The sequence below is a fragment of the Delftia deserti genome, from assembly GCF_042653485.1.
Taxonomy (GTDB): domain Bacteria; phylum Pseudomonadota; class Gammaproteobacteria; order Burkholderiales; family Burkholderiaceae_C; genus Comamonas; species Comamonas acidovorans.
The window spans coordinates 5515950-5538062 of sequence record NZ_JBHSIH010000001.1 but is presented as its reverse complement, the minus strand read 5'-3'; the positions used below and the strand labels follow the sequence as shown (position 1 = coordinate 5538062).

Genomic DNA, 22113 nt, shown 5'->3' with positions numbered 1-22113 from the left:
GAATGCCCAATGTCTTCATCCCGACCCTGCGCAGGCTGAACATCCTGCTGCCCAAAACACACCGATCCCGGCTGGCATGGATATGTGCGCCCTTGGCTATCGCGGCGTCGTTCCTTGCCACGGGCACGGGCACGCCACCCTCCATCCCGGCGATTCCATTGGCCCAGGAACCGCTGTATGCAGCCGTCACCGTGGACAAGCCGACAATTGCGCTGGCCCTGTCGGTGGAGTACCCCACGGTGGGTGCGCAGTATGTGACCGCATCCTCCACCGACAACACCTACAGCACGGCAACGGAGTATCTTGGCTACTACGACGCAGAAAGCTGCTACGCCTACAACGACGCGCCCACGGAAACCGTTCCATCCGGGATGACAGCGGCCGACTACAAGCGCTTTGACCGCACCGGGGCAGCCACTTCGCGCAAGTGCTCTGACGGATTCAGCGGCAACTTTCTCAACTGGGCCAGCAGCTCCGCAATCGACATGCTGCGCCTGTCGCTATCAGGAGGCGACCGCTACATCGATACTCCCAGCCTGACCGTGCTGCAGCGTGCGGTGTTGCCCAACGGCGATCCCGTTTGCATGTGGAACAGCGGAAACTTTCCCGCCAAACAACTCAGCCGAAGCAGCGGTGTAGCCAATGACTACTCCGGCGCCGTTCCCCAGGCCATGGTTACACAGGCCAATGGCAGCGATATATGGGTTGCCAACACCCTCAATCGCATTTACTTCGGCACCAGCAAGACGGGTAGCTGCAGCAATACAGGGGCATACACCCTTGGTGCCAGACAGTCTGCGCTGGGCCCCATCACTACATCGAACAGACTTCCTTCGGGAGCAAGCCTGTGTGCTGCAGAGAACGCCAGCTGCACCTCCACCGGCATACAGGAGATCTGGTACGGTGCACAGAACTCCTGGAAACGAGCCCCCCTCTCCGGGACTACAGCCTGTACCAACACTGTGTTTGGCGATCCACTGTCGGGTGCAAGCAAGGCCTGCTACCTGGTGGCCTATACCGGCTCATGGCAGCCATCGAACGCCACTGGACTCAATAGCGATGGATTTTTCTATTCGCGTGTGCAGGTCTGCAACAGCAGCGGCGGCACCTTGCTGGACAACCGCGACTACGGACTATGCCGTCAATATCCGAACGGCAATTTCAAGCCCACGGGCGCCATCCAGAAGTACAGCGACCAGATGCGGCTGGCGGCGTTCGGCTATCTGATGGACCAGACGCAAAGCTACAACAATGGCCGCTACGGTGGTGTGTTGCGCGCGCCCATGAAGTATGTGGGCACCAAGACTTTCAACATCAATGGCCAGGACAACACGCCCACATCGGGAAATGCCAAGGCGGAATGGAATTCCAGCACCGGTGTGTTCAATGCCAACCCGGAAGATGACCCGATGCAGATCAGCGGGGTCATCAACTACCTCAATAAATTCGGTCGCACAGGCCCCGTTCAGGGACGCTACAAGAGGTATGACCCGGTAGGAGAGCTGTACTACCAGAGCCTGCGCTACCTGCAAGGCCTGCAACCGACTCAGGATGCCATCAGCGGCCTCACAGACAACCTGAAGGATGGCTACCCTGTCTACACAAGCTGGACAGACCCCTACGGCGACGGCCGCAGTGACACAGCCGAATATTCTTGCCTGAAGAGCAATATCGTGGTCATAGGCGACGTCAACACCCACGATGGCAATTGGCGAAATATCGATACCACGGACAACAAGGCGGCCAATGTCCCCAATTTCCGTACCTGGCATGGCTATGTACAGTCCTTCGAGAAAAACCAGGCTGTCAGTTACAAGGATGGTCAAAACGTCACCAGGACCACGGGAAATCCCAACGGTGCCAACAACAGCGTTCCCAGCAGCTCGCAAACCAGCCAGATCATGGGTTATGCCTATTGGGCTCATACCCACGATATTCGGGGAGCGGACTGGACAATCAACCAGGGAGACAAACGCCGGCCGGGTCTTCGCGTGAAAACCTACGTCTTTGACGTCAATGAAAACGGCACGCAGAATTCAGAAAATACCCGCCGCTATGCCAATCAATTCTTCATGGCTGCCAAGTACGGCGGCTTCGAGAGTGATGCAGCCAACACTGGCACCAAGCCCTATAACACCTGGGGCAATCCTTTCAAGAAGCAGGACGCAACGAACGACAACAATGTCTGGCAGAAACAGACGACTCCCGGAGAAGCTTCGACTTACTACCTGCAAAGCAATGCACGCGGCGTGTTATCTGCTTTCGAGGAAATCTTCAGCCGTGCCGCCACCTCGGCCCGGAGTATTTCGGCACCGGCCATTCCTTCCAACACCGTCACCAGCACCAGCGGTGCCGTGTCGTATTCGGCCAAGTTCGACACCAGCAACTGGAGCGGCGATGTGGTGGCAGAGACCATCAGCGTGGGAAACAATGATTTGCTGACCGTATCGGCCCCCACGTGGAGCGCTTCCGAGCGCCTCACGGCTATGACATCCCCAGCCACGAATCGCAAAATCTTCGTAGGGGCAGGATCCGCCATCAGCAATCCAACGGCGACGACCTTTACGTGGGGAGCCATTGGTGCGACCTTGAAAGAACAACTCAATAAATCCACGCCTACAGCCACTGCGGACAGCAAAGGGGAGTTGCGACTCAACTACCTGCGTGGTGACCGCAGCCTGGAAGGTGCACCATTCCGCGTCCGCAGTTCGCTGCTGGGGGACATTGTCAATTCCAACGTGGTTTATTCAGGAGCACCCTCCAAAAATTATTCGGGCACGGGCTATGCTGCCTTTCGCACCAGCTATGACAGCCGTACTGCTGCAGTTTTTGCGGGTGCCAACGACGGCATGCTTCATGCCTTCAATGCCACCAACGGTGACGAGTTGTTCGCCTATGTTCCCAGTTGGATGGGTCCCAAGCTTCCCGCACTGACGGACCCCAGCTTTGCCAACAACCACCAAAGCTATGTCGACGCTCCACTGGAAGTGGGCGAAGCTCAGGTCGCTTTCGCAGGAGAGGCCTCCGACTGGAAGACCGTCCTCGTCGGCGGCACAGGCGCTGGCGGGTCAGGTGTCTTTGCACTGGATGTCAGCAATCCCTCCAGTTTCGCAGCCAGCAATGTGATGTGGGAATTCACACGTGCCGACGACGCAGATCTGGGCCAGGTCATTGGCCAGCCCTACCTGATCAAGCTCAAGGTCACCAACGCCGATGCCGCCACAGGCACTGCAGCCACCTACCGCTGGTTCGCAGCAGTAGCCAGCGGCGTCAACAACTATGCGCCCGAAACCACGGACGGCCCCTACAGCTCCACCGGCAACCCCGCGATATTTCTGCTGGCCCTGGACAAGGCGGTCGGTTCGGCCTGGGCACAGGGCACGAACTACTACAAGATCACCTTGCCTGCCGACTCTTCATTGACCGCAACCCAGGCCACGGGACTGGCCAACTTCTCACCGCTTTATGGAGCCAATGGCGAGGTCACTGACATTTTTGCGGGCGATCTGCATGGCAATGTGTGGAAGTTGACCTTTGGCGATGTCACGCCCAATAACTGGAGCATCAACAACCTCTCCTACTTCAAGAGCGGCAACAACGCCATTCCCATGTATGTAGCGCGCGACGGCAGCAGCACCCCGAAGGTCCAGCCAATCACCGCTCCTCCTGGACTTTTCGCAGGTCCCAGGGTGAACGGCAAGGACACTTTCTATGTCGCCATAGCCACCGGCAAATACCTGGAATTGGCAGACGCACGCAACACGAATACCAACAGCTTCTATGTACTTTTTGACAACGGCTCGCCCAATGCCGACAGTTCATCGCCGGCGACGGGTGCCATCAGCGGGCGAGGCCGTCTGGCTGCGGGCACGGTCAACACGACCACGCGCGCCGTCAGTGTCTCCGCGTTCAAGTGGGGAAGGCCTGCCACAAGCTCAGATAACTCTGTACGCTCAGGCTGGTATTTCGATATGCCCGACTCCGGAGAGAGAGCCATCAGCAAGATTGCGGCCTTCGGCTCATTGTCCGCTGCATTCAACTCGCTGATTCCGGGGTCGGCGAATGCCGCCGCAGGCAGTTGCAACAATAGCCAGGGAAGCGGCAATGCCTACGTGCTCAATATTGGAAATGGAGCAGCCAACTACACGCCGTCCACCGTGGGCGTGCTGGGACCAGCTATCGGCATCGTCAAAAAGGAAGATATCACCGTGACCATCAGCGACAGCACGGGTAGACGCATACGCACCACTCCCACGCGGTCCATGAACACGGGTCAGGGAGGAGTGACACAGGGGCAGAAGACCGAAATCAAGCAGGTTGTGGGCCGCCTCAGCTGGCGCCAGATCTTCGACTACCAGGAAATGAAGAACAATTAGCCATGAAATCCTCCATGCGCAAACTCCGTGGTTTTACCCTGATCGAGTTGATGATCGTCGTCGCTGTGATCGGAGTGCTAGCCGCCATTGCCTATCCAGCCTACAAGGACTCGATCCTCAAGGGGCGCCGTGCCCAGGCGCGGGCCGCGCTGGCAGAACTGCTTCAACAGCAGGAACGCTACATGACCCAGAACAACTGCTATCTGGGATTCAGCAACAGCAATGGCGTCGCCAGCGCATCGGCGCCTAGCCCGAACACAGCCTGCGGCGGCGTCACCGCCTCCAGCGTTCCGTTCAAGAACTTCGCGGGCGAAACCTTGGCGAATGCGAGCTACATGCTGTCCGCCACCGTCTGCCCGGGTGCGAGCAATGCGACACTGTCCATTGCAAGTTGCGTCAAACTGGTGGCCACGCCCATCCGCTCGGACCCCGCTGTTGCCAACCTTGAAATCACCAGTTCGGGGACCAAAACCTGCACGGGCACGGCGTCATCCAGCAACTTTCGGCTGTGCTGGCCATGACCTGCACCAAGCCTTCAACCGCACGCGGCTTCACCCTGATCGAACTCATGGTGACGTTGTCCATCCTGGTAATTCTGGCCACCCTGGCGGCGCCCAGTTTCGTCGGTTTCCTGCGCAATTCGGAACTCACGTCATTCACCAACAAGTTGGTGGCCGCTACAAATACCGCGCGCAGCGAAGCGATGAAAACCGGTCGCAACGCCTACATCATTCCGGCCAGCGATGCATCTTGGAGCAAGGGCTGGCGGGTCTTCGTGGATATGAACAGCAATGGCAGCTTTGACGAAGGCACCGACATCACTGTTCTGGCCGAGCCAGCACCACCGTCCTACATCGAGATAGCGGGCACCAACAATGCGGGGGCAGACACGCCCTATGTAGGCTTCGGCAACTCTGGCTATGCCCGCAGCAAAGCGGGCGACGGAGATGCCAATGCCGTGGTGACCATCAAGCGCAACGACGTGACGTCCGCTGCCGCTGCCGCGGAAACGCGCAGAGTCATCATTGCGCTGACCGGCAGAGTACGTGCCTGCCGCCCTTCCACGGACCAAGGTTGCACAGCGAACGCCACGGACTGACCGTTTAGAGTCTCAGCGCAAGGTACTTGCCCGGTCATGTCCGACAGCAGCCGCGCCGCACTGAGGCTATACCGTAGGTGCTGCATTGCCCCCACACCTATGTACCCTGCCATCCGTTGTCTATTCCGTGCCGGAGAGACTTATGCCATTCAGCGAAAAACTGCATGGCTGCTGCCTCTTGTGGTCGCCCTGTCAGGCTGTGCACCCAGCTTGCCCACACAGCTGCACAGGCCTGTATCCACCGCCTTCGCAGAGCCTCAAAACACATCGCTGGGCACCTTGCTCATGCAGGGAAAGCCACCCGGCGCCACCCGACCTCAAACCTCCGCCTTCACCCTCCTGTCCGGAGCCCAGGCCGCCTATGGCGCCCGGCTGGCCTTGGTCGAGGGAGCGCAGCAGACACTGGACCTGCAGTACTACGCCATCCATGCCGACGAGAGCACGCAGCGCCTGCTGCGCGGCGTGGTCGAGGCGGCACGGCGTGGTGTGCGGGTGCGGGTGCTGCTCGACGATTTCCACAGCACGGGCGCGAATGCGCAGGTCATGCGCCTGGCCTTTGTGCCGGGCATCGAGATGCGCATGTTCAACCCTCTGGCGGGCGCGCGCAGCTCGGCTCTGGGGCGGGCCTATACGCTGCTGACGGATTTCCAGCGGGCCCAGCAGCGCATGCACAACAAGCTGTTCATCGCCGACAACGCCATGGGCGTGATCGGGGGGCGCAATCTGGGCGATGCCTATTTCGATGCAGACAGCGCCAGCAATTTCGTGGACCTCGACGTGCTGGCGGCGGGGCCGGTGGTCAACGACCTGTCACGCAGCTTCGACAGCTATTGGAACAACCAGCGCGCCTATCCCGTCCAGTCGCTGATCAGCCTCAAGGAGCTCAAGCAGTTGCGTGAGCGCTTTGCGGGCGATGATGACCAGGCGCAGGAGGACGACCCCACGCCTGCCGTTCCCCTGAAGGAGGCAAAGGCAGATGATCAGACGGCTGAACAGCGCCGGATCATCTGGGACCAGCAGCCCATGGATTTGCGCAAGGCTCGCTGGACCTGGGCATCGGCCGCCGTGCTGGTGGATGAGCCCGCCAAAATTCCGCTGGACAGGGATGACGGCCCGGGCCCCGGCACAAGCGCTGGCGCGGATGCGTCCGCCCAGGCCGGCCCCGCACCGAACGGCCAGCAGTCCAGGCCTGCCGGCACGCTGCCCATGGGCCAGCCGGCTGGCGCCCTGCGCCAGGCGGCGCGTCCGGTGCTGGAGGCCGATTCGGTGGTCGATGGCCTGCTGGCCCTGGTGCGCAAGACCCGGCGCGATCTGCTGGTAGTGTCGCCTTACTTCGTGCCGGGTCCGGACATGATGGAGGCGTTTCGAGGCGCACGGCAACGCGGAGTGCGCGTGCGGATTCTGACCAATTCGCTGGCCTCCAACGATGCACCTTTGGCCCATGCCGGCTATGCGCGCCACCGCAAGGCGTTGCTGGAGATGGGCGTTGAACTCTACGAGATGCGCAGCACGGCGGCCAGTGTCCGCTCTGCGTTCGGCGCTGGCAGCACGGGCGGTGGCGGCCCTTCCGGCTCGACAGGCGCCTCGCGTGCAATGCTGCACTCCAAGCTGCTGGTGGTGGATGGGCATCTGGTGGCAGTCGGCTCGATGAACCTGGATCTGCGCTCCCAGTTGCAGAACACCGAGATTGCCCTGCTCATCGCCAGTCGCGAGTTCGGCCGCCTGGCCACGCAAAGCATCGACGAGGGCCTGCAGGATGGCAGCTGGCGTGTCGAGATCGACAAGGATGGCGAGCTGGTATGGCGGGCCTCGGAAGACAGCGAGCGCGGTGACGAGCACAGCGAGCCCGACGCCAGCTGGGGCCTGCGCCTGATGCTCAAGCTCATTGGCCCGCTGGCGCCCGACCATCTGCTGTAGCCGGGCGCTTGCGCTATAGCCCGGCCCACTCCTGGCGCCGCGCCAGCGCCTGAACCCACAGCGTGATCTCGCGCTGGTCAGTCTGCGTGCGCACTTCCTGGTAGGCCTGCTCGGCTTCGGGAAAGCGGCGGCGCAGCAGGTTCAGCCATTGCTTGAGGCGGCCTGCGCGCTGGCGCGGCTCCAGGTCCTCGCAGACCATGTCCCAGAAACGCTGGACCTGCGGCACCAGATCGCTCCAGAACACCTGTGCCGCAACCTGTTCCGCTGGTGCCGGCCCGCCTTCCACGGCAGAGCGAATGGCCAGCGCCAGCCCTGGGTCGGCAACGATCCCCCGGCCCAGCATCAGATCGCCACAGCCCGATTGCTCGCGGCAGCGCAGCGCATCCTCCACCGTCCAGATCTCGCCATTGGCCACCACGGGCACGGACACGGACTCGCGGATGCGCGGGATCATGTCCCAGTAGGCAGGCGGACGGTAGCCGTCAAGCTTGGTGCGGGCGTGGACGACGATTTCGCAGGCGCCACCGGCCTGCATGGCCTGGGCGCATTCGGTCATCAGGGCAGTGTCGTTGAAGCCCAGGCGCATCTTGGCCGACACAGGCATGGCCGCCGGCACGGCTGCACGCACGGCACCCACCACGCGCGCGATCTGCCCTGGGTCCTGCAGCAGCGCAGCACCGCCGCCATGGCGGTTGACCACCTTGGCGGGGCAGCCGAAGTTCAGATCGATGCCCTCCGGGCCCAGGCGCGCCAGATTGGCCGCATTGACCGCCATGCTGTCCGGGTCCGAACCCAGCAGCTGCGCGCGCACGGGCACACCGGCCAGCGTCCGGCTGCCATTGTTGAGCTCCGGCATGGTGCGCAGGAATACCTTGTCGGGCAGCACCGTTCCCGTGACGCGGATGAACTCCGAGACACAGCGGTCTGCACCGCCCACGCGCGTGAGCACATCGCGCAGCACGAAATCAAGCAAGCCCTCCATGGGCGCCAGCAACAGTCTCATCACCTATGTCGCGAGGCCTGTGCCCCGTCTTCCTGTTACAGATCAAACAATATTCCCGCGACCGGCATCGGCCGCCAGCACCTGGAAATCAGCGCCCGCCCACGCGATGGCAGGCGATTGTGCGCTTGCCGCAGAACACCGGGCGGACCAGTTGTCACGGCTTCTTCACGCCACGGTCATTCATGTAACGTGCAATCGGGGCTTGTCGGACTCCCTGCCCCCACCATGCTGCTGCAAAAAACCGCCAAGGCCCTTGAAGAGCTGCAGCCCGGCCGCCGCAGCCTGCCGCTGCGCGAGCGCTCGGTGCTGCTGATGGCCGATGGCCGCACCCAGGAGCAGTTGCAGCAGGTCCTGGGTGCACAAGCCGGTGAACTGATCGAGCAACTGATCGCCAGCGGCCACCTGCAGCGCCTGGCTGGCCAGGCCGCCGAATCATCGCCCCAGGCTCAGGCCCAAGTCCCCTCCATGGCACCGGCCGCCACGAAGGAATACTCCCCGCCCGGCCCCGCTGCCACGCTGAATCTTGCCGGCACACGCATGTACCTGTTCGATATGTGCGAGCGCATGTTCGCCAACCGCCATGAGGACAAGGCCCAGGTGCTGCGCCATCTGCTGCGCGAAGCGCGCGATCTTGAGGCACTGCAGGCGGCCGCCCTGCAGCTGCTGCAGACCGTGCAGGAACATGCGGGCGAAGAGCGCGCCGATGCCCTGCGCGAGCGCCTGCGGCATCTGCTGCCCCAGGAGGCAACGACGGCACAGGGCGCCTAGACGAATCGAAGGGTGGACGCGCGCGCGATCAGCGCGGCGCCAGGCGCCACAGCGAGGTGAGCTCGGCGGCGCGCGCCGCGTGCAGCGGGTCGGTGGAGTCCGCAGCCTTTCCATGGCGCGGGCGGATGTCCTCGCGGCCCAGGACCTGCAGGCCTGCGGCATCGATCCAGCCCAGCAGTTCCTCGCGCGAGCGCAGCTGCAGGTGCTCGGCCAGATCCGACAGGATCAGCCAGCCTTCGCCGCCCGGCAGCAGATGTGCAGCAAGGCCCTCGACAAAACCGCGCAGCATGCGGCTGCCTTCGTCATAGACGGCCTGCTCCAGCAGGGAGCTGGCCTTGCCCGGCAGCCACGGCGGATTGCAGACCGCCAAGGCGGTCCGGCCTTCAGGGAACAGGTCCGCCTTGCGCAGGCTCACGCGCTGCGCCAGACCCAGCCGCTGCAGGTTGTCCTGCGCGCAGGCCAGTGCCCGATCGCTCAGGTCGGTGGCCACCACCTGCCGCACGCCACGGTGCAGCAAGAGAGCGGAAAGCACGCCCGTGCCCGTGCCGATATCCCAGACGGCGGCGTCGGCCTGCTGGGCCACGGCGGGCAGGGGCGCCTGGGCCACCAGATCCAGGTACTCGCCGCGCACCGGGGAGAACACGCCGTAGTGCGGGTGAATGCTGAACTCCGGCATGCCCGGCACGGCCAGGGCCACGCCCTTCTTGCGCCACTCATGTGCGCCCAGGGCACCCAGCAGTTCACGCAGGGGAACGATCACGCTGTGCGCACCCTGGTCGGCGGGAATCTCGCCCCAGGCTTCGCGACAGGCTTCGCTCCAGTCCGGTGCGCGGCGCAGGGCACAGTGCCAGCGGGTATCGAGCTCGATCATCACGCTGGCCAGGATGCGCGCACGCTGCGCCAGTGCCTGGCGGTGCAGGTGGAAGGCGTGGGGAAAGACCGGCTTGGCGTCTTCCTTGCCGGCGCGGCGCTGGCGCGCCTTGGCGGAAGTCTCACGTGCGGGCTTGTCGAGGCGGCGGCCCAGGGCCGACAGCAACTGCCGGGCATTCTGGAAATCGCCGCGCCACAGCATGGCCTGGCCTTCGCAGGCCAGGCGGTAGGCGCTGTCGGCGGCCAGGCTGTCATCAGCGATGACGATGCGGCGCGGTGCGGTCATGGTGCTGTCCGCGCGCCACAGGGCAACCTGGGTGGCCTCGTGCTCCTGCCACTGCAGCAGGGACCAGTTCTGGGAAGAGGACAAGGCCTGCTGCTCCGTGAGTGATGGGTGGATGGTTTGGCGAATCGATCAGTTCAGTGCGCGCTTGAGCCGCACTTCCTCGATCTTGAGAGCGCCGACCTGGGCCGTCTTGGCGGTGGACATTTCGCGCTTGAAGCCGGCGAGCTCATGGAAGCGCAGCGCGCGTTCATTGCGCAGCGGCACCCACGAGGTGACATTGGTGCAGCCTTCTTCGAGCAGGCCGTCGCGTGCGGCGTCCCACAGGGCCACGCCCACACCCTGATTCCAGTGCGTGGGAGAGGCATAGATGGCCCAAATTTCACCGGTGGTCTGGCGCGACTTCTCATCGCGCGAGCGGTCGAAACCGACGAAGCCGACGATCTTGTCGCCGTCGATGGCGACCTGAACCTGGGGTTCGCAAAATTCGATGGCTTCGCGCCAATAGGCCTGGCGTTTTTCTACCGACGACATGCTCTTGAGCTGGTCATCGGGAACCAGACCGCGATAAGCCTCCATGGCGGAAGCAGTATGGATCTGGGCAATCGCTTTTGCATCGCGGAGAGTGGCTGGACGAACCTGGATACTAGACATGGAAAAACCGAAACGAAAACAGGTGAAAATAGAAGGGCGTGATTTTCACAGGAATCGCGCTTTTTGCGTGCGTTGCGGCTCTTAGCCATGCACGCAAGTACGGCTGTGCTCGTTTTCTTGCCCTCGGCATTGGGATGTGCTATGTGCTCTCCAAAAAAGAGCAGCTGGCGCACGCGACACAAGGCTTGGCAAGGAATCAGTTGACAATTTCTCACGATGCAGGCAAGCCCGGCAACGGCGAGAAATCGCCACCTCGCTCACAGCCAGCGGCGCATCAACTCCATGATGCGGTCGAACTTTGCGCCATAGGGCGGATACAGCATCGAAGCCCCCGACCAGCGCGACTGCACGAACACCGCCTTCTGATGGCTCAGCCGTGCAAAACCCTGCTCCGAATGGTAGGCCCCCCAGCCGCTGTCGCCCACGCCGCCAAAGGGCAGGTTCTCGTGGGCGAAGTGCAGCAGGGTGTCGTTGACCGTCACCCCGCCGCTGATGGTGCGTGACAGCACGGCATCACGCACTTTCTCATCGCGGCCGAACCAGTACAGCGCCAGCGGCCTGGGCCCCGCGTTGATGGCCGAGACCACGTCATCCAGCCTGTCGTAGCTGATCACGGGCAGGATGGGGCCGAAGATCTCCTCCTGCATGAGCTGCATCTGGCTGGTGGCATTGAAGACCAGGGCCGGCGCCATCTGGCGCTCCACCGCATCGCCCCAGGCCATGTCGGCGCTCTCCTGGCCGGCTCCGCCATCCTCCATCCATTCGACATGCGCCCCCATGCCCTGGGCCTGGCGCAGCATCTGCCGCAGACGCGCGAGGTGGCGCTTGGTGAGGATGGCCGCATAGTCCGGATTGCCGGCAAAGCGCGGGAACAGCCGCCGCGCCGCGGTGCGGAAGGCCTCGGCAAACTCCGCCTCCTGCCCGCGCGGCAGCAGCACGTAGTCGGGGGCGATGCAGGTCTGGCCCGCGTTGACGAGCTTGCCATGTGCGATCTTGAGGGCGGCCTCCTTCAGGTCGCAGTCGGTGGAGATGATGCAGGGCGACTTGCCGCCGAGCTCCAGCGTCGTCGGCGTCAGGTGTGCCGCCGCCGCCTGCGCCACGCGGCGGCCCACGGCGGTCGAGCCGGTGAACAGCAGATGGTCGAAGTGCAGGCCCGAGAACTGCGTGGCGATGCTCACATCGCCTTCGATGACGGCGAATTCCTCGGGCGCGAAAAACTGCCCCACCAGCGCCGCCAGCTGGGCCGAGGTGTGCGGCGTGAGTTCGCTGGGCTTGAGCATGACGCGGTTGCCCGCCGCCAGGGCCGTGATGGCCGGCCCCAGCGCCAGTTGCACCGGATAGTTCCACGGGGAAATCACCCCCACCACGCCCAGCGGCTGGCGCTCTATCCAGCCCCGGCCGGGCATGAGCATCAGCGGCGTTCGCACCCGCTGGCGCCCCGACCAGCGCGCCAGGTGGCGCAGCGTGTGCTTGAGCAGGTTGCGCAGCACGAACAGCTCCACCATCTCGGTCAGCCGTGGCGAGCGCATGCCGAAATCGGCCTGCACGGCGGCGGCCAGCACGGGGCCGTGTTCGTCCAGCAGCTTTTGCATGCGCAGCAGGCGCTCGCGGCGTACCAGCAGGGGTACGTCCACCTGCGCCCGGCTGGCCTGGTACTGAAGGTCGAAGACGCGGTGGAGGTCCAGCTGGGTCATAGGCTCAATGGTAAGAAGACACTTGCATGTGCCGCATTCACGGATACGTCGCGGCACATGCTGGCATGCAGCGGCAGGAAAAAAAAGGGAGCCTTGCACGGGCTCCCGAGGGTTTCAGACTATACGGGCCACCAGGCGCGGCCTGGACGCGAAGATGCGCAGGCCGCGTAAAGGCTGCAGCAAGACGCTTCAGGGCTCGCGCACTTCACGGGGCTGAACGTCGGTCACCTCGCCCGCGCCCGGCAGCACGCCGGCACCGGCGCGGCGGCCACCGCCCTCGGCAGCGCCATAGGCGCGCTGCGGGCGCTGAGCCATCCACTCGGAGCCGGAGCGATACACCGTCTGCCAGCCCGCCCGCGGGCTCATGCGCATGGCCCAGGGCATCACCGGCTGGCCGGTGAGCCTGGCCCACAGCGCCCTTACGGCCCAGACCAGGGCCAGTAGCGCCGCGGCGGTCAGCAGGCTGACAAAGAAGACCAGGCCCACAAGCATCAGCAGGATGCGAACGGCCCAGCGGGTCAGGGTGGCGACAAAATCGTTCAAAGCAAAGCCTTTCTTGGCTGGCCCGGTGCGTCAGGCGGGGTCTGCCGCATCGAACCGGAATACGCCCGGCTCCTGTACCGGGTCCACATGTACCGCAATCGTGCTCTTGGGCGGGAAGCGCCCTTCGAGCAGCAGTTTCGACAGCGGATTCTCGATCCGCTGCTGTATCGCGCGCTTGAGCGGCCGGGCTCCGAAAACGGGATCGAAGCCCACCTTGGCCAGTTCGGCCAGTGCCTGATCGGACACCTGCAGCGCAAGGTCCATTTTCTCCAAACGACGCTCCAGCAGCTTGAGCTGAATCCTTGCGATCGACTCGATATTCTTCGCGTCGAGCGCGTGGAAGACCACGGTTTCGTCGATGCGGTTGAGGAATTCGGGTCGGAAATGGTTCTTGAGTTCCCCCCAGACCGCATCTTTCACATCATCGTAATCCTCGCCGACCATGGCCTGGATCAGCAAGGAGCCTATGTTGCTCGTCATCACGATGACCGTGTTCTTGAAGTCCACGGTGCGGCCCTGGCCGTCGGTCAGGCGGCCATCGTCCAGCACCTGCAGCAGCACGTTGAACACGTCGGGATGGGCCTTTTCAACCTCATCGAGCAGCAGCACGCTGTAGGGCTTGCGGCGCACGGCCTCGGTCAGGTAGCCGCCTTCCTCGTAGCCCACGTAGCCGGGCGGCGCGCCGATCAGGCGGGCCACGGAATGCTTTTCCATGAACTCGCTCATGTCGATGCGCACCAGATGGTCCTCGCTGTCGAACAGGAAGCCGGCCAGCGCCTTGCACAGTTCGGTCTTGCCCACGCCCGTGGGGCCCAGGAACAGGAAGGAGCCCGTGGGCCGGTTGGGATCGGACAGGCCCGAGCGCGAGCGGCGGATGGCATTGGCCACGGCCGAGATGGCCTCGTCCTGCCCGACGACGCGGTCATGCAGCCGGTCTTCCATGCGCAGCAGCTTGTCCTTCTCGCCCTGCATCATCTTGGCCACGGGAATGCCCGTGGCACGGCTGACCACTTCGGCAATTTCCTCGGCGCCGACATGGGTGCGCAGCAACCTGTGGGCGGGCGCGCCGCCCTGCCCCTGCTCGTTGGCCTGGGCTTCGTTGAGCTGCTTTTCCAGCGAAGGCAGCTTGCCGTACTGCAGCTCGGCCACCTTGTTGAAGTCGCCCTTGCGCTTGAGCTCCTCGATCTGGATGCGGATCTGGTCGATCTCCTTGCGGATCTGCTCGGAGCCCTGGGCGCTGGCCTTCTCGCTCTTCCAGACCTCTTCCAGGTCGGCGTACTCGCGCTCCAGGCTGCCGAGCTCCTCCTCGATCAGTTGCAGGCGCTTTTGCGAGGCCTCGTCCTTTTCCTTCTTCATGGCCTCGCGCTCGATCTTGAGCTGGATCATGCGGCGCTCGAGCTTGTCCATGACCTCGGGCTTGGAGTCGATCTCGATCTTGATCTTGGCCGCAGCCTCGTCGATCAGGTCGATGGCCTTGTCGGGCAGGAAGCGGTCGGTGATGTAGCGGTGGCTCAGCTCGGCCGCAGCCACGATGGCCGGGTCGGTGATGTCCACGCCATGGTGGGCCTCGTAGCGCACCTGCAGTCCGCGCAGGATGGCGATGGTGTCCTCCACGGAAGGCTCTTCGACCAGCACCTTCTGGAAGCGCCGCTCCAGTGCCGCATCCTTTTCGATGTACTTGCGGTATTCATCGAGCGTGGTCGCACCGATGCAGTGCAGCTCGCCGCGCGCCAGGGCCGGCTTGAGCATGTTGCCCGCGTCCATGGCGCCGTCGGCCTTGCCGGCGCCGACCATGGTGTGGATCTCGTCGATGAACAGGATGATGCGGCCCTCTTCCTGGGCCACTTCCTTGAGCACGGACTTCAGGCGTTCCTCGAAGTCGCCACGGTATTTGGCGCCGGCCAGCAGGCCCGCCATGTCCAGCGACAGCACGCGCTTATTCTTGAGGCTTTCGGGCACCTCGCCGGCCACGATGCGCTGGGCCAGGCCCTCGACAATGGCGGTCTTGCCCACGCCGGGCTCGCCGATGAGCACGGGATTGTTCTTGCTGCGGCGCTGCAGCACCTGGATGGAACGGCGGATTTCGTCGTCGCGCCCGATCACCGGGTCGAGCTTGCCGATGCGCGCGCGCTCGGTCAGGTCCATGGTGTATTTCTTGAGGGCCTCGCGCTGGCCTTCGCCTTCGGCGCTGTCCATGGTCTGGCCGCCGCGCACGGCGTTGATGGCCGACTCCAGGCTGGAGCGCGTCACGCCGCTTTCCTTGAGCAGTTGGCCTGCGCGCGTGGACGAGCCGCTGCTGTCGGTCAGCGCCAGCAGGAACAGCTCGCTGGCAATGAACTGGTCGCCGCGCTTGAGGGCTTCCTTCTCGGTCGCCTGCAGCAGCCGGCCCAGCTCGGAGCCGACCTGCACCTGGTCCTGGTGCTGCACGCGCGGCAGATCCGCCAGGGCCTTCTCGGCCGCGGCCTGCAGCTGGCCCACGTTGGCGCCGGCGCGCTGCAAGAGCGAGCGCGGACCATCGTCCTGGCGCAGCAGCGCCACGAGCAGGTGCAGGGGTTCGATATTGGATTGGTCACCGCCCAGGGCCAGCGTTTGCGCGTCGGCCAGGGCTTCCTGGAACTTGGTTGTCAGTTTGTCGATTCGCATGGTGTTTCTTTTCGCTCCTGAAACAGGGTCATTGCGATTTATCTGATACCGGCAGGGCGAATTTCAAGCCATGACCGGCCTGCAAGGACACAAGCTTGCGCCAGATCAAGGCCGGTGAGGCCGGCCATCCTTCTCAAGCATTGCGCTGAAAGATCGAGAACTGCGTAGGCGTAACGCCCAAATGCGCCCGGAAGCTGCGCACCAGGTGGCTGGCGCTGGAAAAACCGCAATCCAGCGCCACCTCGGCAAGCGGCGGCACGTTGCGCGCAGCCAGGGCGCGCCGTGCCCGGGCCAGGCGCTGCTGCAGCACCCATTCGTGCACCGTGCAGCCCATGCTCTGGCGGAACATGCGTGCGAAATGGAATTCGGAGAGGCAGGCCTGTCTCGCCAGTGCCGGCAGCGACACGGCCTTGGAGTCATGCAGATGCGCCTCGACATGGGCCAGCACCCTGCGCCGCATGGCCGCAGAAAGCCCGCCCAGCGGCCGCTGCAGCGCCTGCAGCTGGCGCGGCGTGGCGGACTGCAGCACCAGCCGGTCCACCAGCTGCTGGCCGATGGCATCGGCCGCCAGTTGCTGCTGCGGGTCCTGCCAGTCCAGCTGCATCAGCGCACGGGCACCGGCGTGGAAGGCCTGATCGTCCCCGTAGATCTGCGCACGCAAGGTGCGCGAGCGGGGCTCGGCATCCAGCATGCGGACCACGCGCCCTGCCCAGGCCAGGTCGGACACATACAGGTGCAGGAACTGCACGGGCGAGCGCACCAGCCAGTGCGATTCGTCCTCTGGCGTGAAGATGCAGATGCGCCCCGGCGCCCCCATGGCCTCGGGCCGCGCCTTGAGCTGCGAGCCCTCGCCGCCGGCCAGGTAGACCGACAGCGTGTGGTGGCCCGGCTGGCAGTAGCGCACCTCGTCGTCCACATTGGCCCAGACGGCCAGCTCCACCCCCTCGCTCAGGCGCACGCGCCGCTGCAGCCGGGCCTTGGAGCGTGACAGCACCTGGCACAGGTGGCTGGAGGGCAGCTCGGGCAGCGGCGTGGGCGTCATGGCAGCGATTGTGGTCCCGCAGCCATACCGACGCACGCCGCCAGGCCATCAAACCGCAGGAATCTGCCATGCCCGCCCAGCCTGCGGCGCGATCATCACCGGCCATGACTGCCACCCTCTATGCCCTGGTCGTGCTGATCTGGGGTTCGACCTGGATCGCCTTGAAGCTGCAGCTGGGCACTGTGCCCGTGGAGCTGTCCATTGCCTACCGCTTTGCGCTGGCCGCCGTGCTGATGTTCGCCTGGCTGGCCTGGTCGCGCCAGCTGCGCGTGCCACGCGGCCCGGCGCTGCCGCGCGTGCTGGCCCAGGGCCTGTGCCTGTTCAGCTTCAACTTCGTGTGCTTCATGCATGCCAGCGAAACGCTGGCCAGCGGCCTGGCCGCCGTGGTGTTCTCCAGCGCCAATCTCTGGAACGCGCTGCTGGCGCGCATCATCCACGGCCGCAGGCTGGCGCCCCATGTGCTGGCCGGCAGCCTCTTCGGCCTTGCAGGCCTGGTGGCGCTGTTCTGGCCCGAGCTGCGCGCAGGCCGGCATGCCAGCTTGCCTGGCCTGGCCTGGGCGGTGCTGGGCACGCTGTGCTTTTCCTGCGGGAACATGCTGTCTGCCTCGCTGCAGTCCATGGGCTGGCGGCCCGCACAGACCAATGCCTGGGGCATGCTGGCCGGCACGCTGCTGCTGTCCGGCTATGCGCTGGTGGCGGGCCTGCCCTGGCGCTTCGATACCGGCTGGACCTATGTGGGCTCCTGGCTGTACCTGGCCATTCCAGGCTCGGTGATTGCGTTCACGGCCTACCTGACCCTGGTGGGCCGGCTGGGCCCGGAGAAGGCGGCCTATGCGACGGTGCTGTTCCCCATTGTTGCGCTCAGCATCTCGGCCCTGTTCGAGGGCTATGTCTGGACGCCGCTGGCCGTGGGCGGGCTGCTGCTGGTGATGTTCGGGAACCTGCTGGTGTTCCGCCCGCCGCAATGGTTGCGGGGGGCCGCACTGCGCAAGGCCTGAAGCGTCAGCTCACTGGCGCCAGCGCGCCAGCGCCTCTTCGTCGCTGACGCGTGCATCCACCCAGCGCGCGCCCTCGGGCGTTTGCTCCTTCTTCCAGAAAGGCGCCAGCGACTTGAGGTAGTCCATGATGTATTCGCAGGCCTGGAAGGCCATGCCCCGGTGCGATGCGGTGACGGCCACGAGCACGATCTGGTCCTGGGGCTGCAGCGGGCCGATGCGGTGGATGACACGCGCGCCATGGATGCCGAAGCGCTGGATTGCCTCGTCGATGATGGCCTCGATGGATTTCTCGGTCATGCCCGGGTAGTGCTCCAGCTCCATGCTGGCCACGGCGGCGCCCTCGTTGCGGTCACGCACCGTGCCGATGAAGCTGCAGACCGCGCCCACGCGCGCGTCGCCGCCGCGCAGGGCGGCGAGTTCGGCCGATACGTCGAAATCCTCGGTCTGGATGGATACACGGGCTGCTTGCATGCCCGCATTGTCGCAGGGCGGCGGCGCACCAGGGCGCACCAGGGACTGGCGAACGCGGTAGCATTGCCCTCCCCCGCCGCCTGCCTTTTGCTGCAGCGGGCCATGCATGGCCACACTCACGATCACCACCCCCGAATACACGCTCTACCCGTCGCCGCGCAACGAGCAGCGCGTGGTCTACGAGCACCAGCTGTTCGTGTCCCATCCCTACACCATCATCCATCTGCCCGACTACAACTTTCGCGGCAAGGCCACGCTGTTCGCAGCCCACCGCCTGGCCGACGGCAAGATGGGCCAGCTCGTGAGCTGCGAGCTGGCCGAGGACCTTGCACGCTTCGAGCGCCTGTTCGAACCCGATTGAGGCGCGCCATGGACGAGACCAGCCAGATACAGCCGCCGCCGAGCTTTGCCGCCCTGTATGCCGACCGGCACGGCCGGCTCAAGGCATCGATTGCAGACGTGGTCGGGCGTTATGAACTGTGCGAGGACCTGGCCAGCCACCTGGTCGAGCAGGCGCAGACGCTCTATCACTCCGGCAATTCCTCGGAGCAAGGCGTGCTGCTGGGCATGCACGCCGGCCTGGCGGCCGAGGGCTCCATCGTCAGCCCTGGCGAGGCGCGCTGGATCGTGCAGCGTCTGGCCGAGCTGCTGGAGTGGCAGGCACCGCTGCTGCCCGATGCATCACCCCCTCCCGGCGCCGACGGCGCAGCCTGAAGGCCACCCTCAGGCGCGCTACACTGCGCGCCATGCCTGCAATCTTTGCCTTCCCCACATGCCACGGTGATGCCGTGCGCCTGTGCCTGGGCAAAGCCTGCAAACCCCAGCTCGTCTGACCGGAGCTGAGGTTCCGTCCAGATGAGCGACGGAACCGGCCCGGCAGCCTCCATCTCCCCTTCCCGCATCCCTTCAGGCGCCTGCCTTTCCGCCCTCGGTCTGGCCGGTGGCTGCGTCCGGTCGTTCATTGTTTGAATCACCCGAAGGGATCTTCCATGTCTTTGCCTTCCACCACCTCGCCGCAAGCCCGATTCCAGGGGCTGTGGCTTCCGCTGGTCACGCCCTTTCTTCCTGGAGATGGAGATGAGGCGGCGGTGGACCACGGGGCGCTGCGTGCCCTGGTGCAGCACTACAACGCCACCGGCATCGCCGGCTACGTGGCCTGCGGCTCGACCGCCGAGGCCGCCGCGCTGAGCGAAGCGGAGCACGATGCCGCCCTGTCCACCATCCTCTCAGCGGCCCAGGGCATGCCCGTGGTCATGGGCTTTTCGGACTGCCACCTGGGGCATGCGCTGGCCCGTGTTCAGGCACTGAACGCCCTGCCGCTGGCCGGCATTCTGGTGCCCGCGCCGCATTACATACGCCCGTCGCAGGCGGGCCTGCTGCAGTGGTTCACGGCGATTGCCGAGCGCAGCGTCCATCCGGTCATCGTCTACGACATTCCCTACCGCACCGGCGTGGTGCTGGAGCTGGCCACGCTGCGCGCGCTGGCCGCCCATGAGCGCATCGTGGCCATCAAGGATTGCGGGGGCGATGCCGCCAAGACCCAGGCACTGATCGCCGATGGGCAGTTGCAGGTGCTGGCCGGCGAAGACGCGCAGATCTTTTCCACGCTGGCCCTGGGCGGTGCGGGAGCGATTGCTGCCAGCGCGCACGCGCATACAGGGCACTTCGTCGAGTTGATGCAGTGCCTGGAGCGCGGCGACCTGCCCGCTGCACGTGCACTGTGGCAGCCGCTGCAGCCGCACATCGCCGCCTGCTTTGCCGAGCCCAATCCCGCACCCATCAAGGCCTTGCTGGCGCAGCAGGGCCGAATGCGGGCAACGCTGCGGGCGCCCATGCAGCCGGCATCGGCCGCGCTGGCGCAGCGGCTGGCCGGGATTCAGCTGCCGCTGCTGTCGTCTGCTGACGGTGTTGCCGGGCGCAGGTCGGCATAGCGGTTCAGGATGCGTTGCACCTGACCGTGCGTCCACTCGCCGCCCCGGGCCGCGGCAATGCCGCGCGCATTGAGTTCGGCGGCCATGGCGCGGTGCGTCAGACCGCGCGCCTGCAGTTCGGCGAACAGCGCCTCATGCTGCTGGGCGAAGGCATCGGCCGTGGATTTGCGCTTTTCCACGGTAGCGCGCAGGTTGTCTGCACCTGCGCGGCCCAGTTGCACGCCACGCGCCTTGGCTTCGGACAGGGCCTTGCGCGTGCGTGCGCTGATCGCCTGGTCCACGGGCTTGTCGGTGGTCATGGGGGTCAACCTCCGGTCACGGGAGGGAAGAAAGCCACCTCGTCCCCCTGGCGAATGGCGGCACCGGCATCGCACAGGACCTGGTTCAGCGCCATGCGCACGGCCTTGCCAGGGGCCAGCGCTTCGGCGGCTGCACCGCCACGCGCAATCAGTTCCTCACGCAGCGCGCCCACGGTGGCGGCCTCGGTGGACAGGGTTTCGCTGCCCGTGCCCAGGGCTTCGCGGATGGAGGCGAAATAGCGCACGGTGATGGTAATGGCGATGGGGACGGCCTGGCTCATGACAACAACTCCGAAAAGGCGATGAAGCGCACCCTGTCGCCCGGCGCAATGGCCTGGCCTGGCGGATTGTCCACCACGCCATCGCCCCAGGCCGCCGAGGTCAGCACGCCAGAACTCTGGTTGCGGAACAGCTCCAGCCCGCCGCTGTCGTTGTAGCGCACGCGCAGGAATTCGCGGCGCTTGTCCCCGCGCGGCCAATGGAAGTCGGCGCGCACCTCGACCGAGCGCGGCAGCGCCTGCTGCACGCCCTGCAGGCGCAGCACGAAGGGGCGCACCAGCAAAAGGAAGGTGACGAAGCTGGAGACCGGATTGCCGGGCAGGCCGATGAAGTGGGCAAAGCCTTCGCCCTCGCGGTTCACGCGGCCATAGGCGAAGGGCTTGCCGGGCTTGACGGCGATCTGCCAGAGATCGAGCTGGCCCAGCGCCTGCACGGCGGGCTTGACATGGTCTTCTTCGCCGACGGAGACACCGCCGCTGGTCAGGATCAGGTCATGCGCGCGGGCCGCCTCGCGCAAAGCATCCACAGTGGCTTCGCGCCGGTCGGGGACGATGCCGAAGTCGGTGACCTCGCAGCCCATGCGCTGCAGCAGGGCGCGAAGGAAGAATCGGTTGCTGTTGTAGATGCTGCCGGGCGGCATCTGCTCGGGCGCCACGGTGCCCGGCATGACCAGTTCGTCGCCTGTGGAGAACAGGGCCACGCGCGGCTTGCGCGCCACGCACAAGGAGGCCAGGCCGATGCTGGCAGCCAGCCCCAGCTCGGCAGGCGACAGGCGCGTGCCGGCCGCGATGACGGTGGCGCCGCGCCGGATGTCTTCGCCCGAGCGGCGTATCCATTGCCCGGCCTCGGGACGCGCCTTGATGCGCACCCGGCCGTCTTCCAGGACTTCACAGTCTTCCTGCATGACGATGGCATCGGCACCTTCGGGCACCGGGGCGCCCGTGAAGATGCGCGCCACCGTGCCCACGGCCAGCGGCTGGCCCACGGCGCCTGCGGGGATGCGCTGCGAGACGGGCAGCTCGGCATTGCCCTGCGTGCATTCGGCGCTGCGCACGGCGTAGCCGTCCATGGCACTGTTGTCCTGGGGCGGCACTTGCAGCGGAGAGACGGCATCGGCCAGCAGCACACGGCCATCGGCATCGAAGCTGTCCACGGTGTCATTGCCGGCCAGCGGCAGTGCCTGGACCAGCAATTCGGCCAGCGCTTCGTCAAGGGGCTTGAGCGGGGCTCGCATGGTGTTTTC

At 65.1% G+C, this 22113-nt stretch carries 20 protein-coding genes; 9 read left to right on the top strand and 11 right to left on the bottom strand.

Annotation, left to right across the window (positions count from 1 at the left end; genetic code table 11):
* Nucleotides 1-2 precede the first annotated feature (2 nt).
* The 4 genes from ACFPFG_RS26190 to ACFPFG_RS26175 all read left to right on the top strand — a co-directional run bounded on the left by ACFPFG_RS26190 (nucleotide 3) and on the right by ACFPFG_RS26175 (nucleotide 7392).
* Complete coding sequence (locus ACFPFG_RS26190; RefSeq protein ID WP_183019804.1) at nucleotides 3-4376, top strand: pilus assembly protein; 4374 nt, start codon at nucleotides 3-5, stop codon at nucleotides 4374-4376.
* Nucleotides 4377-4378: 2 nt separating this feature from the next.
* Nucleotides 4379-4897: a type IV pilin protein gene (locus ACFPFG_RS26185; RefSeq protein WP_269670914.1), complete on the top strand. Its 519-nt coding sequence runs from the start codon at nucleotides 4379-4381 to the stop codon at nucleotides 4895-4897.
* Nucleotides 4894-5475, top strand: a complete 582-nt coding sequence (locus ACFPFG_RS26180; RefSeq protein ID WP_183019805.1) for a GspH/FimT family pseudopilin — start codon at nucleotides 4894-4896, stop codon at nucleotides 5473-5475. Before ACFPFG_RS26185 ends, ACFPFG_RS26180 begins: the two co-directional genes overlap by 4 nt.
* A gap of 285 nt (nucleotides 5476-5760) precedes the next feature.
* Complete coding sequence (locus tag ACFPFG_RS26175; RefSeq protein WP_380108845.1) at nucleotides 5761-7392, top strand: phospholipase D family protein; 1632 nt, start codon at nucleotides 5761-5763, stop codon at nucleotides 7390-7392.
* A gap of 13 nt (nucleotides 7393-7405) precedes the next feature.
* On the opposite strand, the gene ACFPFG_RS26170 is transcribed toward ACFPFG_RS26175, so the two are convergent.
* Nucleotides 7406-8395, bottom strand: a complete 990-nt coding sequence (locus ACFPFG_RS26170) for a tRNA dihydrouridine synthase (RefSeq protein WP_183019807.1) — start codon at nucleotides 8393-8395, stop codon at nucleotides 7406-7408.
* Between the two features lie 225 nt (nucleotides 8396-8620).
* Between ACFPFG_RS26170 and ACFPFG_RS26165 the strand changes: the two genes are divergently transcribed.
* Complete coding sequence (locus ACFPFG_RS26165) at nucleotides 8621-9163, top strand: hypothetical protein (RefSeq protein WP_312372948.1); 543 nt, start codon at nucleotides 8621-8623, stop codon at nucleotides 9161-9163.
* A gap of 28 nt (nucleotides 9164-9191) precedes the next feature.
* On the opposite strand, the gene ACFPFG_RS26160 is transcribed toward ACFPFG_RS26165, so the two are convergent.
* The 6 genes from ACFPFG_RS26160 to ACFPFG_RS26135 form a co-directional block, all read right to left on the bottom strand.
* Nucleotides 9192-10403 (bottom strand): methyltransferase, encoded by a 1212-nt coding sequence (locus ACFPFG_RS26160; RefSeq protein WP_380108843.1) that lies wholly within the window; start codon nucleotides 10401-10403, stop codon nucleotides 9192-9194.
* A gap of 45 nt (nucleotides 10404-10448) precedes the next feature.
* Nucleotides 10449-10970, bottom strand: a complete 522-nt coding sequence (locus ACFPFG_RS26155) for a GNAT family N-acetyltransferase (RefSeq protein WP_013801040.1) — start codon at nucleotides 10968-10970, stop codon at nucleotides 10449-10451.
* A gap of 257 nt (nucleotides 10971-11227) precedes the next feature.
* Complete coding sequence (locus tag ACFPFG_RS26150; protein WP_183019810.1) at nucleotides 11228-12664, bottom strand: coniferyl aldehyde dehydrogenase; 1437 nt, start codon at nucleotides 12662-12664, stop codon at nucleotides 11228-11230.
* 189 nt (nucleotides 12665-12853) lie between these two features.
* Complete coding sequence (locus ACFPFG_RS26145) at nucleotides 12854-13207, bottom strand: hypothetical protein (protein ID WP_012207005.1); 354 nt, start codon at nucleotides 13205-13207, stop codon at nucleotides 12854-12856.
* Nucleotides 13208-13237: 30 nt separating this feature from the next.
* Nucleotides 13238-15850: an ATP-dependent chaperone ClpB gene (gene clpB / locus ACFPFG_RS26140; RefSeq protein WP_034396613.1), complete on the bottom strand. Its 2613-nt coding sequence runs from the start codon at nucleotides 15848-15850 to the stop codon at nucleotides 13238-13240.
* A 133-nt stretch (nucleotides 15851-15983) separates the two neighbouring features.
* On the bottom strand, nucleotides 15984-16892 hold the full coding sequence (locus tag ACFPFG_RS26135; protein WP_183019811.1) for an AraC family transcriptional regulator: 909 nt from the start codon (nucleotides 16890-16892) through the stop codon (nucleotides 15984-15986).
* Nucleotides 16893-16960: 68 nt separating this feature from the next.
* Here ACFPFG_RS26135 and ACFPFG_RS26130 point away from each other — a divergent pair, with 68 nt between their 5' ends.
* Nucleotides 16961-17890 carry a DMT family transporter gene (locus ACFPFG_RS26130; protein ID WP_197955439.1) on the top strand — a complete coding sequence of 310 codons (930 nt, stop codon included), beginning with the start codon at nucleotides 16961-16963 and terminating at the stop codon, nucleotides 17888-17890.
* A gap of 9 nt (nucleotides 17891-17899) precedes the next feature.
* On the opposite strand, the gene ACFPFG_RS26125 is transcribed toward ACFPFG_RS26130, so the two are convergent.
* Nucleotides 17900-18361: a molybdenum cofactor biosynthesis protein MoaE gene (locus ACFPFG_RS26125; RefSeq protein WP_183019813.1), complete on the bottom strand. Its 462-nt coding sequence runs from the start codon at nucleotides 18359-18361 to the stop codon at nucleotides 17900-17902.
* A gap of 106 nt (nucleotides 18362-18467) precedes the next feature.
* On the opposite strand from ACFPFG_RS26125, the gene ACFPFG_RS26120 reads away from it, so the two are divergent.
* From ACFPFG_RS26120 to ACFPFG_RS26110, 3 genes are all read left to right on the top strand, one after another.
* On the top strand, nucleotides 18468-18722 hold the full coding sequence (locus ACFPFG_RS26120; RefSeq protein ID WP_012207010.1) for a hypothetical protein: 255 nt from the start codon (nucleotides 18468-18470) through the stop codon (nucleotides 18720-18722).
* Nucleotides 18723-18730: 8 nt separating this feature from the next.
* The gene (locus ACFPFG_RS26115) at nucleotides 18731-19075 is read left to right on the top strand and encodes a hypothetical protein (RefSeq protein WP_012207011.1); all 345 of its coding nucleotides are present in this window, start codon (nucleotides 18731-18733) and stop codon (nucleotides 19073-19075) included.
* 275 nt (nucleotides 19076-19350) lie between these two features.
* Nucleotides 19351-20292 carry a dihydrodipicolinate synthase family protein gene (locus ACFPFG_RS26110; protein ID WP_380108838.1) on the top strand — a complete coding sequence of 314 codons (942 nt, stop codon included), beginning with the start codon at nucleotides 19351-19353 and terminating at the stop codon, nucleotides 20290-20292.
* Here ACFPFG_RS26110 and ACFPFG_RS26105 read toward each other — a convergent pair.
* The 3 genes from ACFPFG_RS26105 to ACFPFG_RS26095 are packed head-to-tail and all read right to left on the bottom strand — an operon-like array spanning nucleotide 20238 to nucleotide 22104.
* The gene (locus tag ACFPFG_RS26105) at nucleotides 20238-20591 is read right to left on the bottom strand and encodes a recombinase family protein (protein ID WP_183019816.1); all 354 of its coding nucleotides are present in this window, start codon (nucleotides 20589-20591) and stop codon (nucleotides 20238-20240) included. The two genes, ACFPFG_RS26110 and ACFPFG_RS26105, sit on opposite strands and share 55 nt — an antisense overlap.
* A gap of 5 nt (nucleotides 20592-20596) precedes the next feature.
* Nucleotides 20597-20872 carry a molybdopterin converting factor subunit 1 gene (gene moaD, locus ACFPFG_RS26100; protein ID WP_013801032.1) on the bottom strand — a complete coding sequence of 92 codons (276 nt, stop codon included), beginning with the start codon at nucleotides 20870-20872 and terminating at the stop codon, nucleotides 20597-20599.
* Nucleotides 20869-22104 carry a molybdopterin molybdotransferase MoeA gene (locus ACFPFG_RS26095; RefSeq protein ID WP_380108835.1) on the bottom strand — a complete coding sequence of 412 codons (1236 nt, stop codon included), beginning with the start codon at nucleotides 22102-22104 and terminating at the stop codon, nucleotides 20869-20871. The genes moaD and ACFPFG_RS26095 overlap by 4 nt, the downstream gene beginning before the upstream one ends.
* Between the last annotated feature and the right edge of the window lie 9 nt (nucleotides 22105-22113).